Source organism: Shigella sp. FC1661 (assembly GCF_001712525.1).
Classification (GTDB): Bacteria; Pseudomonadota; Gammaproteobacteria; order Enterobacterales; family Enterobacteriaceae; genus Escherichia; species Escherichia coli.
On the sequence record NZ_MDGW01000442.1, the window covers coordinates 17802 to 32009 of the forward strand.

Annotated in this window: 26 protein-coding genes; 3 read left to right on the plus strand and 23 right to left on the minus strand. The window is 51.3% G+C overall.

Annotated features, from left to right (window positions below):
* Window positions 1-43: 43 nt before the first annotated feature.
* From BFF42_RS19975 to BFF42_RS19990, 3 genes are all read right to left on the minus strand, one after another.
* Window positions 44-976 carry a hypothetical protein gene (locus BFF42_RS19975; protein WP_000434070.1) on the minus strand — a complete coding sequence of 311 codons (933 nt, stop codon included), beginning with the start codon at window positions 974-976 and terminating at the stop codon, window positions 44-46.
* Window positions 977-1537: 561 nt separating this feature from the next.
* Window positions 1538-2035, minus strand: coding sequence for a hypothetical protein (locus tag BFF42_RS19985; protein ID WP_000062185.1), 498 nt, complete (start codon window positions 2033-2035; stop codon window positions 1538-1540).
* A 2-nt stretch (window positions 2036-2037) separates the two neighbouring features.
* Complete coding sequence (locus tag BFF42_RS19990; protein WP_001273096.1) at window positions 2038-2526, minus strand: DUF1643 domain-containing protein; 489 nt, start codon at window positions 2524-2526, stop codon at window positions 2038-2040.
* A gap of 96 nt (window positions 2527-2622) precedes the next feature.
* Between BFF42_RS19990 and BFF42_RS19995 the strand changes: the two genes are divergently transcribed.
* Entirely contained in the window at window positions 2623-2958 is a 336-nt protein-coding gene (locus tag BFF42_RS19995; RefSeq protein WP_000683477.1) for a hypothetical protein, read from the plus strand.
* A 14-nt stretch (window positions 2959-2972) separates the two neighbouring features.
* On the opposite strand, the gene BFF42_RS20000 is transcribed toward BFF42_RS19995, so the two are convergent.
* The 4 genes from BFF42_RS20000 to BFF42_RS20020 all read right to left on the minus strand — a co-directional run bounded on the left by BFF42_RS20000 (window position 2973) and on the right by BFF42_RS20020 (window position 4901).
* A complete protein-coding gene (locus BFF42_RS20000) occupies window positions 2973-3443 on the minus strand; it encodes a hypothetical protein (protein ID WP_001281821.1) in 471 nt (156 codons plus the stop codon).
* Window positions 3436-3807, minus strand: coding sequence for a hypothetical protein (locus BFF42_RS20005; protein ID WP_000516918.1), 372 nt, complete (start codon window positions 3805-3807; stop codon window positions 3436-3438). The genes BFF42_RS20000 and BFF42_RS20005 overlap by 8 nt, the downstream gene beginning before the upstream one ends.
* 10 nt (window positions 3808-3817) lie before the next feature.
* Window positions 3818-4012, minus strand: coding sequence for a hypothetical protein (locus BFF42_RS20010; RefSeq protein ID WP_000343597.1), 195 nt, complete (start codon window positions 4010-4012; stop codon window positions 3818-3820).
* Between the two features lie 340 nt (window positions 4013-4352).
* Window positions 4353-4901, minus strand: a complete 549-nt coding sequence (locus BFF42_RS20020; protein ID WP_001061573.1) for a hypothetical protein — start codon at window positions 4899-4901, stop codon at window positions 4353-4355.
* 162 nt (window positions 4902-5063) lie between these two features.
* Here BFF42_RS20020 and BFF42_RS20025 point away from each other — a divergent pair, with 162 nt between their 5' ends.
* Both BFF42_RS20025 and BFF42_RS20030 read left to right on the plus strand, forming a co-directional pair.
* Complete coding sequence (locus BFF42_RS20025; protein WP_000270043.1) at window positions 5064-5414, plus strand: type II toxin-antitoxin system RelE/ParE family toxin; 351 nt, start codon at window positions 5064-5066, stop codon at window positions 5412-5414.
* Between the two features lie 4 nt (window positions 5415-5418).
* Window positions 5419-5721 (plus strand): XRE family transcriptional regulator, encoded by a 303-nt coding sequence (locus BFF42_RS20030; RefSeq protein ID WP_000124640.1) that lies wholly within the window; start codon window positions 5419-5421, stop codon window positions 5719-5721.
* 26 nt (window positions 5722-5747) lie between these two features.
* Here the strand turns inward: BFF42_RS20030 and BFF42_RS20035 are convergent, their stop codons facing one another.
* From BFF42_RS20035 to BFF42_RS20110, 16 genes are all read right to left on the minus strand, one after another.
* Complete coding sequence (locus BFF42_RS20035) at window positions 5748-6041, minus strand: hypothetical protein (protein WP_001239998.1); 294 nt, start codon at window positions 6039-6041, stop codon at window positions 5748-5750.
* Between the two features lie 87 nt (window positions 6042-6128).
* On the minus strand, window positions 6129-6401 hold the full coding sequence (locus BFF42_RS20040; RefSeq protein WP_001043046.1) for an HU family DNA-binding protein: 273 nt from the start codon (window positions 6399-6401) through the stop codon (window positions 6129-6131).
* A 57-nt stretch (window positions 6402-6458) separates the two neighbouring features.
* Window positions 6459-6986, minus strand: coding sequence for a thermonuclease family protein (locus BFF42_RS20045; protein ID WP_001210659.1), 528 nt, complete (start codon window positions 6984-6986; stop codon window positions 6459-6461).
* Between the two features lie 2 nt (window positions 6987-6988).
* Window positions 6989-7180: a hypothetical protein gene (locus BFF42_RS27960; protein WP_001270409.1), complete on the minus strand. Its 192-nt coding sequence runs from the start codon at window positions 7178-7180 to the stop codon at window positions 6989-6991.
* A 25-nt stretch (window positions 7181-7205) separates the two neighbouring features.
* Window positions 7206-8063, minus strand: a complete 858-nt coding sequence (locus tag BFF42_RS20055) for a hypothetical protein (protein WP_001167036.1) — start codon at window positions 8061-8063, stop codon at window positions 7206-7208.
* The gene (locus BFF42_RS20060; protein ID WP_000972665.1) at window positions 8050-8280 is read right to left on the minus strand and encodes a hypothetical protein; all 231 of its coding nucleotides are present in this window, start codon (window positions 8278-8280) and stop codon (window positions 8050-8052) included. Before BFF42_RS20060 ends, BFF42_RS20055 begins: the two co-directional genes overlap by 14 nt.
* A complete protein-coding gene (locus tag BFF42_RS20065) occupies window positions 8280-8798 on the minus strand; it encodes a nitrite reductase (protein WP_000210757.1) in 519 nt (172 codons plus the stop codon). The genes BFF42_RS20060 and BFF42_RS20065 overlap by 1 nt, the downstream gene beginning before the upstream one ends.
* Window positions 8795-9241, minus strand: a complete 447-nt coding sequence (locus tag BFF42_RS20070) for a hypothetical protein (RefSeq protein ID WP_000919343.1) — start codon at window positions 9239-9241, stop codon at window positions 8795-8797. The genes BFF42_RS20065 and BFF42_RS20070 overlap by 4 nt, the downstream gene beginning before the upstream one ends.
* On the minus strand, window positions 9241-9600 hold the full coding sequence (locus BFF42_RS20075; RefSeq protein WP_000422769.1) for a hypothetical protein: 360 nt from the start codon (window positions 9598-9600) through the stop codon (window positions 9241-9243). Before BFF42_RS20075 ends, BFF42_RS20070 begins: the two co-directional genes overlap by 1 nt.
* A gap of 57 nt (window positions 9601-9657) precedes the next feature.
* Window positions 9658-10086: a hypothetical protein gene (locus BFF42_RS20080; protein WP_000591076.1), complete on the minus strand. Its 429-nt coding sequence runs from the start codon at window positions 10084-10086 to the stop codon at window positions 9658-9660.
* Window positions 10087-10119: 33 nt separating this feature from the next.
* A complete protein-coding gene (locus tag BFF42_RS20085) occupies window positions 10120-10980 on the minus strand; it encodes a DsbA family protein (protein WP_000139696.1) in 861 nt (286 codons plus the stop codon).
* 15 nt (window positions 10981-10995) lie between these two features.
* Entirely contained in the window at window positions 10996-11955 is a 960-nt protein-coding gene (locus tag BFF42_RS20090; protein ID WP_000829617.1) for a S49 family peptidase, read from the minus strand.
* Entirely contained in the window at window positions 11955-12809 is an 855-nt protein-coding gene (locus BFF42_RS20095) for a hypothetical protein (RefSeq protein WP_000539391.1), read from the minus strand. The genes BFF42_RS20090 and BFF42_RS20095 overlap by 1 nt, the downstream gene beginning before the upstream one ends.
* A 4-nt stretch (window positions 12810-12813) precedes the next feature.
* A complete protein-coding gene (locus BFF42_RS20100; RefSeq protein WP_167697717.1) occupies window positions 12814-13107 on the minus strand; it encodes a hypothetical protein in 294 nt (97 codons plus the stop codon).
* Between the two features lie 20 nt (window positions 13108-13127).
* A complete protein-coding gene (locus BFF42_RS20105; RefSeq protein WP_371462440.1) occupies window positions 13128-13589 on the minus strand; it encodes a hypothetical protein in 462 nt (153 codons plus the stop codon).
* 96 nt (window positions 13590-13685) lie between these two features.
* The gene (locus BFF42_RS20110) at window positions 13686-14207 is read right to left on the minus strand and encodes a hypothetical protein (RefSeq protein WP_000648873.1); all 522 of its coding nucleotides are present in this window, start codon (window positions 14205-14207) and stop codon (window positions 13686-13688) included.
* Between the last annotated feature and the right edge of the window lies 1 nt (window position 14208).

The window sequence follows — 14208 nt, forward strand, 5'->3', positions numbered from 1 at the left end:
TGATCACCTCACATCATAAGTTCATTTTATGATGCTGTAAATATCACCTTCCAACTCTGTAGCTGTTCACGGCGGACTCAACGCGCTTGACTGACACGTCTATACCATTTGTCACCAGCAACTCATGCACTTGGCAACAGGCCTGTTGTTTTAGGCCAAAGAACTCTTCGTTAACACGGGCATACTCTGCTGCCGAATTGGAGGCGGCTCGTCTTAGATCTGGCATCAGAGATTCAACGCGAGACTCTACTTTGTCCAGAGAGGAACTGGCAGACGACAAGCTGAACAGCGAGAAGACGCTCCCAAAGTCGAAACCATCATTCAAACCGGCAAAGTCCATACCCAGATCGATAAACTCAGTTGCCATTGAGTGGTGCAGTGAGCCCACAATGTCACGATGATCCCCCAGCGCATTTGCGAAGGCTTTCACAGCTCTCTTCGCATCGTCTATTTCACTGCTGGCCGAGGAGTTTGACATCGACGACATGACGGAAATGCCCTTGTTGTCAGTCACAAGGTCGAGAACCTCCATTGTTTGTGCTGATGAAATACTGGAAGAGGCCTCACTGATTTCACGTAAGGCTTTTTGCCCCATGTCCACCAGTCGCTTGTTGCTCTCGTGGAGTCGAGATGCGGCGTCAAGCCTATCTTGAGCTTGGGTGATTCGTTCCAGAATCTGGCTACCGTCAATCGCTTGCTTCACGGCCCGAGAAACCAATCCCTCTTTGAGCTGGTCTCTCCCACGGCGCAAATACCGCAAATCGCTGTTATGGCCTTTTAGTGCTGAACGTATAACGGCGATGTCTCGACGAAACTGCCAGAACGTTATAATTTTTTGCCAGATCCCCAACTGAGCACGCTGTTGGCAAAGAGCTTCGTACTCTGCACCTTTCTCTTCAACCTGGCTGAGAGCTGCGGTAATCCTGTCTTGATATTGCCGGTCGTCAGCCAAGTAACTTTGAATTGCTTGTTCCATCCCGTACCCCAAAAACTTTCACATGTGAAAGTTCATTCTTTCTTTGTTCTGCCAGTACAAAGTATTTTGCCTTAGAACGACCTCACACCCCGCCCCTGCTCACGCCCATTTTGGGCAATTACAGATTCAGCATTTACAGGCTTATAATGTGATGCCGTAATAGACAAATAAAAAACGGCATAGCCGTTTTTACCTTACTTTGCTTTGCTCCGGCCCCCGCATAGTGCATTACCAATGCGTGATGAAAAATCCTTCCATTCTGGACTGTTCCGGTAGTCATCCTGTCCAGTTGCTTGTTCCTGGCTGGTCGATGCGAATTGATTGAGAGCATCCGGGCACGAAGAGCAGACCCCGATACCTTCCACTCTATTCACGCGAAGCCAGTGACACGGTTGACCGTTTTCAACACAAGCGTGATCATCGGTGCATCCGCACCCTATACATTTAGCAGTGAGCATAAGCGCCTCCCCAAGTAAATTAACAACATCATAGTATCATTATGTGATACTGTAAATATTAAAAAGAAAGCGGCCATAGCCGCCCTTCCGAAGTAATTTTCCTTTAGTGGTTGTCTTGGCCCTGTTTCCAAGCGACGAATGCCTGCACTAGCGGTACGCCATCATCACTCAAGGCATTCCCTTCTATCCATCCGCCTCGTATGACGACAGACTGCCCTGATTCCAAGCCAAAAGGTTCCCACTCAGAAGCCACCGGGGAACCGTCCACCAGCAGGTCGAGATCTTCAATCCATTTATCCCGGCCATCCAGAGTTTTCCAAACTGAGTCATCGACCCAAAAGGCCTTGATTTGTTCTGGTGTGGCATTGGTCCAATCGTTGTCTTTCCCGTCAGCAAGTGAAAGTACAGAGTCAACCGTTTGCTGCCAGTTCGGCCAATCTTCTTCGACAACAACGCAAGTAAGCGAGCTCTTGCCATTTGCTCTGCGGCCATCATCAACCTTCCGGATCAGCCTTTCCAGTGTCGCCAGCTCCTCATCGCAGAGCACGGCCTGTGCATCGCTTATCTTTGCCACGAAGTAACGTGCTTCAAGCATCGACATAATTATTTTCCTCCCCAGGGCACAAGTTTTGTCGAATATCCAAGCATTAGTGGGTGCTTCGGGTCCCCCGAACCAGTCACGCCAAATGCCAATACCGGCTTCCCAGATGCAACGAGCTGCTCTAAAAGCCTGTCCAAATGAACATGCAAAGACTTAGGCAGCTTAGTTCGGCTCCCCCAGCAGGGCACCAAGACATCAGCATCCCGAATAATCCTTTCCAAGTGGATTTCATTTTCAGGCCCGACAGGATCAACCGCCGTAGCCAGCTCTCGAACGTCGGTCGCCCGAAAAGCAAAAGCATTACCGACTATGAATCGCCTCCCTCCGTTGACCTTGGTAAACCCTATCCACTTTCTGACCGTGTGATCGTCCTCGGTGGCCGTGGCCGTAGAGCCGTTTACACCAAAATAACCGAACACAAGGCCTTCGGGTTGCACATCCCTTTCCAGACGGTATCTGTACATGCCGCACTTGCTGATAATTGCACTCAAAGTGTCACCTCTTTTTGAATGAAAAACGCCCTTTCACAGTTGCATTTTTTAATGCTGTGATAGGATAAAAGTGTAAGTTGAAAAGGAGAGATGACCATGAAACATGTACTGAATATCGCGCTGATGGCTGTTGTTGTTCTTGGCCTGGCTATGCTTGAGGCAACCAACTGGGGTTACGCAGTGCTGGCTATCCCGGCAGTGATTTGGGCCAAGCCGGTGCTCAACCTTCTGCACAAACTGCCGGTTCTGGCTGCTGCTTTTTGGATTCTGGTTGCTGTTTTCGCGTGGCAAGCGGCACTTGTTGGTATCCTGTTCTATGGCGTACTTGCGACCCCTAAAGCGCCAGCAAACACCAATGGCAAAAAAAGCCGAAAAGCCAATCTGATGGGCACTTACAGCTACGACTTTAAAACCGGCGAATGCTTTAGCTAAGACTGGCTCCACGGTTATTTCTCCTCAGCCTTCCTGATGGGCGCTCTCAGCGCTCTCAGGACAGCTTCTTCAAGAGCTGCGGCCCCTGCCCTATCACGTCGCTTTGTTAATGCCCCATATTGCTTCCTGATGGGTAGCATCAGCTCTTCGAGTTCATTGCGCTTCCTATCGTCGGCTTCAAGTTTCTCGCTTCGCGCCAAGGCTTCGGCTTGCTCGCTTTTTGCTTGCCACTCTATCTTGTCGCCTTGCACTTCCCATGCTTTAACGTAATGAGCATCATCCAGACCTTTTGCTCCGTTGTCCGAAAACGAGGCCCCTGAGTAAATGCCACCGACAACCCAGCGCCTTTTGCTTTTTCCCTTTGAGAAATACATCTCACGGCCTAAAACACCATCGCGCAAAGTGGCTACCGAGATAAAGAGCCCAGCGTCCCCTTTCCTAAAGCCGCAGAACACAAACTCAAGCGGTTCGTATAAATCACTCATGCTGATCACTCCGAAGAACAGACAAGACCTTCTCAGCTCGCTCCTGGAGGTCTATGAGTTCGGCAGCATCATTACCGCTCAATGACATGCCCCCGCCATAGAGGCGATACTCAACGCTGTCCATCGCCTGGCGAAGCAATCCTAGAAGAGCATTCACGTTTGCCGGTGTTGATAGGGCGACGGCTTCACCTTTCAGCTCACGTCCATTAAATTCCGACCACTCGGCTATGCCTGTCAGTTCGCAACAATTTGAGCAGGACATACTGGCAACATTCTGGGGATCGTCTGGACAGTGTCCATTGATGACAAAGTTCATCTCGTCACTGCCGCACTTTCCACAAATGATGTGTACTTTTTTGCCCATGCTGCTGCCCTTAGTGGAGAGTCTGCTCTTCCACAACAATCATCCCGTCAACCAAGCTGATTGTGGCGGGACCGCAGTTACCCAGCACCTCAGCTTTGACTCCGTTGTTCAACGCGACATAAAGCCGTCTCGCCCCGTTGGTGACGCGGATGCCTTTCTGGTCGAGTTGTTCAAGCATTTCTTCGTAGGTAATTTTTTCGTCCATCAGTTCTCCTCAGCAAGGATCTCGTCGATGAGGTTCTTTGCTATCAATCTGGCATCCAAAGGGACAGCCAGGCTGTCAATTCTGCCTCTTTCATGGGCAACAATGAGTTGCGCCTTCCAAGCTATCCCGGAAAGAGAAGCATCAGGTTCTTTACCTGAGCTTCTCATACATCTTGCGTTTCGGTACGCCGCCAGCCACTCAGGTCTGGTTGAGTTATAACGCCCAAGGCCAGCTTTTCGTTGGAAGCACATTCATCGCGCACCTTTACAGATTCATTTTATGATACTGTAAACAATAAAAAGACACCTTGCAAGACTTTCACATGTGAAAGTTTTCTGGTTTACATCTGCTCGCTTGGATCAAACCCCAGAGCCTTGCACACGTCATCCAGGTCATCGAGCGTGAAGAATCCCAGCGTCAGCTCCCCGGAGCGCTTCGCGGGGTTATAGCGAATTTTGATGGGCCTACCCGTCGCATCGCTCATCAGGGTTTCCAGACGCTTAATGTCAGCATCCCTATCCACTTCTTTGCCCTTCGCTATCGCCTCATATGTATGAACCGGTGTCCTGGTATGCAGGAGATCCCTCAGGAGCTTTTCTCTCTTGCTGATAGGTAACTTAGCCACGGCTCTCACATGTCCCAGGGTGATCTTGCGTGGATTTCTGAGCCAGAGTGTGAGCTCTTCCTCCGACAGCGTACCGGCGCGTTTCAGGTGTGTAACCGTGTATACCTTCTCAATCCCCAGTTCCTCTCTGATCTGACTGTTTGAGCGCCCCTCTCCGCTTAGGAACGCGACCACATAGGCCTTTTCTGCATCAGTCATGTCTGGATGCTGGTGGTAGTAGTCAATGGCTTCTCTTGCGTCGAGCAGTAGGGGCAGGTTGTTCATTCAGTACACCTTTTAGTCACATGACTATATTGAGGCCTATTCTACCCCCTATTTTAGTCACATGACTACTTACCGGCATTTCGTCCCCCATAGCCGCCGATTTTTCTTGATTATAGGTTTGAATCTATATAGGATTGCACCTATATTAAGTAAGGAGAAACCATGTGGGTCATCGAGACAACTGACACCTTTGATGAGTGGTTCGATGCACTGGATGATACCGATAGAGCCAACGTGCTGGCTTCGATGATGGTGCTGCGAGATAGAGGTCCCATGCTGTCGAGACCATACGCGGATACTGTTAACGGTTCATCCTACAGCAACATGAAAGAGCTGCGGGTCCAAAGCAAAGGAGATCCTATCAGGGCATTCTTTGCGTTCGATCCAAAGCGTAAGGGGATTCTTCTCTGCGCCGGTAACAAGACCGGGGACGAGAAAAGGTTTTATGAAGTAATGATCCCAATTGCAGACCGCGAGTTTGCGGCGCACTTGGATAAATTGAAGAAGGAGTGACGTTATGGCAAGAACTCTTGACCAAATGCTGGCAACAGAAAAGCCTGAGGTTGTTGCCAAAGCACAGAAAGCGGCCACTGAGATGTTACTGAACATCCACTTGGCAGAGCTTCGTGATCGCATGAACCTTACCCAGGGGGAAATTGCTGCATCTCTGGGTGTGAGACAGCCGACAGTCTCCGAGATGGAAAAACCTGGACGAGATCTCAAGCTGTCGTCCATTAAGCGGTACGTTGAGGCCTCCGGTGGCAAGCTACGCCTCGATGTTGAACTTCCGGACGGCACCCACTACGGCTTTGCCGTTTAACTCGATACGCCCCGTTATGGGGCGTATTACTTATCTTGCACTTCCTCCAGCCGTTTGCGGTATATCTCTCCTGCACGTTCCCTGCCATCGTCGGTCAGCCTAAAGGCCAGCTTTAGAGAAGCATTCCGGTACTTGTTCAACAGGCCATTCTCCACCAGCGTGTGGCATGACGTTCGGAAGTTCGTTCCATGAATACCGCTCTGGCGAGCTGAGTTGATCATCTCCAGTATTTTTACACCTGGTACAGGCTCGGCTTTTCCACCGGCCTCAATTGCGTATAGAATGAACAAAACGTCCTTTTGAGTTGACGACAACCTCATTCCGCCCCCTTATTCATGTCTGATATGAATAAGCTCCCACGAAAGGAGCCTTATGTAAACCTTATTCATGTGTCACATGATTAAGATCTAGTTCACGGAGTCTTTCAACCCCTTACCAGCTTTGAACCCAGGAATGTTGGCCGCCGCGATCTGGATGTTCTCTCCAGTCTGGGGATTCCGTCCGGTTCGCGCTGCGCGTTCCTTAACGTGGAAAGTACCAAACCCAGTAAGCGCTACTGTCCCACCCGCTTTAAGCACCTCTTTCACTGAGTTGATCAGCGCATTTACCGCAGCTTCGGCCTTTGCTTTGCTAATATCAGCGTCTTCGGCCACTTTCATAATCAGTTCGCTTTTGTTCATCGTTATTCCTGTTTGTTTTCTTGGTTACTGTTTACACCTGCATACTCTGGGGTGTGGTTAGTGCTTTCTTCGCCACTCCCAAGGGGGAGTTCTCTCCGATTCCGGTAATGCCCAGAGACCTCGCTTATCGGCTTTGGCCTCGGTCTCCAGCTTGAACAGCTCCGGTGTTTTGGCGTACTGCCGGTACACCCACGCACTCCCAGAACGGACCATTTCGGCATTGACCCATTTGCCATCGACATAGAGATTGGCAACCAGGCGGCCATAACGGTCTTTGTCGATTTGCTCCACTTTGATCATTCGACCAAACACCAGATCTGATAAGGCCTGCTTCGCCTTTGAGCCGTATGGCTGCTTTTTCTCTGGAGTATCGATCTCCGCGAGCCTTACTCGGTACTGGATCTTGCCACTCCGGCAGTCTTTTCCGGTATCGCAGCTTTGTTCCGTTAGCACTTTGACCGTATCACCATCAGACACCCCCACAACCTTTGCAGTGAAGGTCTCTGCCCACACATGAGGAGCCAGCACCAGCATTGCTGATAGGAACGCTGAAATCCCCGTCTTTTTTGCAAAACCGAACCTCATAATCACTCCATCTTTTTTGCAGCCGGTAGAGCCTTGGCCCAGCAGAGCATTGTTTTATCCGCCTTGCTGTCTACGATTCGACAGGCATCCCAGTTAAGAGATGACCAGTGAGCAATGGCAGAGGCCAACCAGTACCACGGTGCAGTAAACACCGGCAGGCCCCCTTCCTTCGTTTTAAATACCTGGTATCGCATGTTGATCCTCCTGTTTGGGTGAGGCTTAGGCCTCGTAATAGAAATTTTGTGTGTCCGGATAAGGTTTAAAGCAATGAGCTGTGGCTCGCCCAAGGGAAAGCACCGTAGCATCAGCTTCCGGCTCTTCCTCGGTATCTTTACGAGACTCCCCACCAAGTTGCGTTACCCATTCGGCAGCGAGCCGCACCCCCTCATCAAACGGCACTTTGTTCTTTTGGAGCACATCAAGATAGGAAAGTAGCAAGCAGTGAGGTGTGATGACGGCGGTGTTCCAATCGGTTGCGAGCCGAGTTTCGGCCATGTCAGAAAACCAAAAGTCTACTTGATGCTTTAATCCTATTTCAGCCATCATGCCATGCTTGCCAGCGGCCTTTCTGCCTTCCTCTACTACCTGAACCGGGGCGTCCCAGTAGAGGATTTCACCATCCGCTTCTTGGGTCGCGCACGTTGCACCTTGCGGCCAATGCCTCCGTTCCATAATGAGCTCGCAGAGTGTTTGGTTGCCTACAGGAGCCTTGTAGTCCTCATCGAGATTCACCACGATGGTTTCCGGCTCCCGTTCAACTGGTGGCAGGTATCTGGCGACCAGAGGCATTGTCAAAATCACAGCCCCATCCATGTGAAAGGATGTTGGTGCCTTCACTATTCGGTCCATTACCCAGCACCAAGCATGAAGCAACCGATCCTCTACATTGTCGTCAGCCTCAATCTCTTGAACGAACTGGTTGAAACGAACCTGACTATCCAGAAACAGGCCTGTGCTCTGACACTTATCGCTGATCGTATGAATGAGCTCCGCCTGCTCCAGAAGCATTTCTCGGGTGACTTCTTCTACATCACCAAATGCTTCAAACAACTTTGTCATGTAGTCACGAATTTGCATGTTCTTCCCCCTCGGCATCGAACTGCTTTGCAAGCTCAGGATCACCTGCCCAGCGAAGGGCGTCTCCCATATGCGTGAAAGCGCGTTTATTGTCATCTTGCTTATTCACTCTGACCGGCGTCTTTTGGTCACGAGGCTGTAGTAGCCAGTACCCGGCCTCTTCCTTGATTAGTTCTGCGGCCACCAGCAAGCCGCTCTTCGTTGCAATGATCATCATCAGCTCCCGTGGTTAAGCCAGTAGGCATAGACAGTGATGGCAAGGCCACCCGCGAGCACAATGACTGCGGCGGTACGCTGGACCCACTTCGATGCACCAAACCGCGCCAGGTGTCTCCCCAGGAACTGGAAAGGAGCCGTCTTTCCGATAGCGCGAATCACCCAGGTGATTGCCAACAGAAGGATGGCTGTGGCCGGGTATATACCAACCCCTAAGAGATTTACCTCTCCGACCGCGAGTTGATAGATGAATGCCAACAGCATGGCTACCGCAGTCAATACGGCCACAACCTTGGTCCCGTTCCGCCAGTCCCACGCTCGACGTGCGTCACTGGTAAAACTCACCATCGAGACAAGGAACGGCATAAATGGCAGGTTCATGCTGGTGGGTTTATCCATGAATGCGTCAAGACCCACAAACATGGCCGTCATCACCACATAGAACAACAGGGCGGGGACAAGCATGTCGCGTAAAGACCGAACCTGGTTGGCGTTCGCGTTTTGAGTATTCGTCGTCATTGTGTTTGTCCCTTCAACATTCCCCATAGCTGACGGTGAAGATCAGCGATTACCTTGTACGTCCCCTTCACTGCTGGTTGCTCAAGGGTCTTGAGCATCCACAAAGCAATAAACAGGCTGGAAAGCAGTGCCACCACCAACTGGATGTTGTGGCTGCTCAAATAGACGGCATAGCCGTTTAGGCAGGCACTCAATAGCAGCCAGACCCTGGCCGTCATCAGCCCCCAGCGGTGATAGGTCACGAGCAGGTAGGCTGTTACGACAGAACAGAGTGTCATTGCACCAGAAGTGGCTAGGTAAACGCCCCATGTACTGGCCTCGCCAGCGACGTAAGTGCCACCAATGGAGAAGGACAAGCCAAAGATCCAAATTGCTGCATTCCGGAGTAGGGCATCAACAATGATGTAACTAGCAGCGAGATTGATAATTCCGCGTTTTAGCATTACCCCCTCCCGTTATTCTGATACCTGCCCAGCTCAGCCCTGAGCCTATTAATTTCCTCCGTGGCTTCGGCCAACTGCTCCCGATACTTCTTGAACTGCTGATATGAATGCCAGGACTGTCCCTTCGATACTGACTTCGTGATGGCGGCGACCTCATCCGGCGTCAACCGGGTGAGCTGCTCTTCCGGGTAGATCAGGATGGTGTTGCTGTCCCAATCAAACCCAGCATGAATTGCTTTCACCCCTACGGTAGGGGTTCCACCAATCCCTCCAGGCTGGTGGATGACAAGCCTCAAAGGGGCTGAGGCCTTGTGGGGGTGAAGGCTATCGAGAGCATTTTTTGCTTCTTGTAACTCCATTGGTACACCTCATAGTGAAATCAGGCCCCTGAGGGACCTGACTTTCACATGTGAAAGTTAATTTGCATTCTGCTGTCTGACAGAAACCCTCAAGGCCAGCGCCTTTTGCATGTCGGGCTGCTGGAAACGCACCTTGGTCCGTTCAGGCCAAGTGTCCATCTCATTGCATCGCAGGGTGTCGATAGCCGCATCACGGTAAACCTGATAAAGGTCGGTTCCACCAATGGAGTTAATTGCCATCATGGCGGCAAACATCGAGTTACTGTTCATGACGCTGGTTAGAGTCTCCGGGGTTATGGGTTTGTCGCATGACTTGTTGAGGGCAACCAGCAGGTCATTACCAACCAGAGCACAGGCAGCACATACCTGTTTGGTATCATCCAGGGCTTTCGTGTATTCGTTGCTTGTCTGAGGGACGCTTGAGCAAGCCGACAGGACAAGCAGCCCCGCCAGAAGGCACCCCAATTTAGTTGTAATCTTGATCATCAGTTCTCACTCCACTTTCACATGTGAAAGTTTTTATTGGTTCGCTGAGTCGTCTTGTTGCGACTCAATCATCATTTTTCGCATCACCGCCATGATGGCTTGTGCCGGTTGAGCACCACCGAGTAGCTGACTCTTGCCTGTCTGGTTGTCTACAACAAAGGTTGCTGGAGTACCATTAACGCCGTAACTCTTGGCTTTCTGGATGTCAGCTTGAACTTTATCTTCGTGCTTGCCAGAGCTGAGACACTCACGGAAAGCATCCAGATCAGCACCAACACCCGTGACAACAGAGGCCAAGTCAGAAACACCGGCACCGTTGCCTTTGCTGTGATGGAAAATCTCATTCACGAAGACCCAGAAGCCACGGTTGCCCTTCTGTTCAGCAATACATTCAGCGGCCAACGCTTCCTTGTGAGCTGCCGGGTTATGGAAGTCGAGAGGCATGTGCTTCCACTGCCAATTCACATTGCCTTTACTGGCATCCACAATTTGCTTGGGCGTGTCGTGGAATTGCTTACAGAAGGGGCACTCCATATCAGAGAACTCCACCAGCGTGAATCGGGCACCAAGGTCCCCATAGATGTGTTTGCCGTCTTCGACCTTTTCAGGTGCCGCCTCGAACTGGGCATACTTCTGATCGATGTCGGCTTGTTGTTTCTGCGCGACAAACTTATTGATGCTTTCGGCCACAGCAGCCTCAAACTCTGCCTTGCTTTTGAAGGTGACGCCTTCGGCATCTTTCACCTGGTTGACCGTGGACTTCACGTTGGCGATCTCTTGCGCCAGATCCTTCTCTTTCACGAGCTGGTAGATTCCGAACCCGGTTCCTACGAGCCCCAAAATAATGGCGGCAAAAACCCCGAGACGTAGTGATTTGGTACTTTGTTCTGTCATGTCAAACTGCTCCTATCAGTAAACTTTCACAGCGCTGAGTTCTTGCACGAAGGAACTGGCTTCGAGCTTCGCTCGTTGGGTCAGTCGCCGGATGATGTCTTCGGTTGGTGTGTAGTCCACCAAGTTGCTCTGGTGGATGACGTCTCGCGCCACGGAGTTCAAACTCCCCAGGCCATCAATCAGCCCAATTTCTTTGGCCTGCTCCCCGTTCCAGAGCAATCCAGAAAACACCTCTGGGGCGTCTTTCAGTCGATCACCCCGCCCAGCCTTCACTCGTTCGATGAACTGCTGGTGGGTTTTCGATAGAACGCCCTCCCAGAATTTCTTCATATCAGAGGTAAGAGGGGAGAATGGGTCGAGAAGCGCTTTGTGCTCTCCGGAAGTGATTGCCCGGCGCTCGATGCCGAGCCTGTCCATCAAGCCGGTGAATCCAAACCCTGAGCTAATGACGCCGATAGAACCGACAAGACTGGCGCGGTCAGCATAGATTTCATCCGCAGCAGAGGCGATGTAATAACCGCCAGAGGCACCGATGTCATCAATGATGGCGTAGACCTTTTTCTCCGGATGAAGGGCTCGCTGCGCCTTCACTTCTTCATAAATCCGTCCTGCTTGAACCGGGCTACCGCCAGGGCTGTTTATGCGAAGCACGACAGCTTGTGAATTCGGGTTGTCGAATGCTGCTTGGATGGACGGGATAAGGTGATCAGCATCGGCCAGTGTGCCAGCAGCAATTTCACCACGGATGTTGATATACGCGGTGTGAGGGGCTCCAGCCTTGGCGCTTTGCCACGGCATCCCACCCGGATTAGATGCCAAAATGATGAAGCCGATCATGAGAAGCACGAAACCTGATGCGCGAAGCACACGCAACATGGTCCGCCAGCGCCGGTCTTTCACCTGCTCTTTATGCAGGGTGAACATGTACTTCTCAATGAGCTCTTTCTCCCAGGGGATCTCTTTGTTTTCTGCCATTAGTCTTTCCTTTTGCATGTTTCGATTATCTGTCCCCAGAACTCTTCATCAGCGCTATCAGCCCGGTCTTTGACTTTCTGGTAAACAAGGTTGGTGTTGAGCTGATGCTCACGACAGAACTGGGCAATGTTGCTGTAGGTCCTGTCCAGATAGGTGAAGGGTTTCCCTTTACCTTTTTTCTTGGCGAGGATGAGTTTCCACTCATCATTGGAGAGTTTGTCTGCGGCCTTCCTTGTGTCCGCAATGCGCCTACGCACCGTTACCGGATCAAGTCCATGCGCTCTGGCTATACTGGCAACGCAATTGAACTTCCGACCGTCAATCATGACTGTAGGCAAATCACCAGCGGCAGCCTCCTTGAATCGGAAACCTCTGTACCCTGGCCTGAAGATCCCAGGAGCAAGTTGCTCACGGAACTCGATTGCTTGTTCTGACCTGACAAACTTGCTGTCGATTTTGCCGAGCATGTACTTAGCCCGAGCGATTACCTGGTAAAGCATCTTTTCCAGGAGCATGGCGTCAGCAGCTCGACTCGGAAGACCAATATCGTCTTCTTGCTCGATACCCAACATTTCTGCATGGCTGGAGCCTTCGGCATGTCGGAAACAGCCGTCGTACTCAAAAAGAAAGGAGGCCAAACCTCCTCTCAGCTTTGCTTTGAACCGGGTGTTGGCCGCGTTCTCTGGCGCTGGTGCCAGCTCAGAAACTTCAAGCCCTAAATTTGCGGCCAACTTCCGTAGGTCTTCCTCTCCAATTCGGCATCCAGGCTGCATAACCTGCGCCAGAGCAGATTCATCAGCACATCCGCGTTCTTTCAGCTCAGCCAAGAGGTAGGGAACTCGTACTACCCCCATAAGCTCAAGCTCCCTGAATCGCGTGGACCACCAGCTCACAGAGTTTCCCGTACACAGGAGCAAGGCAGAGTGAAGCCATCACCATGCCAAAGGCTTTCGATGGAGCCTCTTTGGCGAACTTGGTCAACCACGGCATCATGCCGCACAGAGCAGCAACCATAGCGCCAGCCACCCCTAGGGAAGGGAATGCCATCACTTGGGCCAGAATGAAGAAACACTGGGCGTATGCCGCATGGGTCATCGCCTTCTTATCTGCTGCCGTGAACTCCATGGCATCTACGCTTTTGACTTTTTCCATCACATTGTCCTCATGCAACATCAGGTTTCCGAAAATTTTCTATACACTTCGAGGTCGAAGGCCAGCATGGTCTTTGCCGCCTTTTCACTAAGCTGGTGGAGGCTAAGCATCTGAACCTTGTCAGTGCCGGTCACTTGCAGATCCACTGCGAACCACGTCCCACCTTTGGTTACGGCCAGAACTTGCACCGCCCAGGGCTTATCCAGTCGTTCGGGCGGAGTGATCATGTTCGACACTTTGGCGACCGTCGCGGTTGAACCTACCCAGTGCTTGTCGAACGCAATAACGTTCAACGCTTCAAACGCATCCTTCGCAGCTTTAAACCGGCTACGGACAGCATCTTGTTGCTTCCAAGCCATGAACTGGATAAGGGTCATTCCACCAGCCATAAGGGTGAGAAAACTCAAGCCATTCGCAGCAGCTACGACCGTCGCTACCAAGGACCCCAACATGACGAAGCGGTTATGTTTAAGCTGGGCCACTATTCACCTCCTATACCAACCAGCGTACAGGACTTTTCAAAAATGCAACCCCGCCTAGCTGCCCAATTCGGGCAACCCTAATTCAATCCAGAACTTTCACATGTGAAACTTTCCGCCACAGGAACAGGAGGTTTTTACCTGACCAGAACGGATGGATTGATAGCGGTGCCACAACTTGACCACTTCTTTTTCGCTGAGAAGGTTTGTCTTGATGTAACGGACTCTATCCCCGTCCGCTGTCTCAACAACGGTTCGGACATAGCCGTACTTGGCAACGGGTGCCTTGTACTTGTGTGACAGAATTACCCGGTAAACCGAGAGCTGGATAATGTCCGACTCATAGATGTGGTTTACCTGGCGCAGCTTGGTGTCCAAGGGAATGAGAACCCCATTCTTGGCTTTGTACACCTGATCAACCCTGCCGTGCATGGGCACCGGCTGTGTGGTTGATATGTCCTGTTCGGATAAAAACAGAGTGGCCGAGCGCAGCTCATAAGGCATGTTCTCTGATTTCCACCACGCCCAGGTGTCTCCAATGCCGCGTTTGCGCCACTGGTCCACTTTCGCAATGACGAAAGGTGCAATGATAAGGACGAATATCCAGAGAACTGCCTTCATG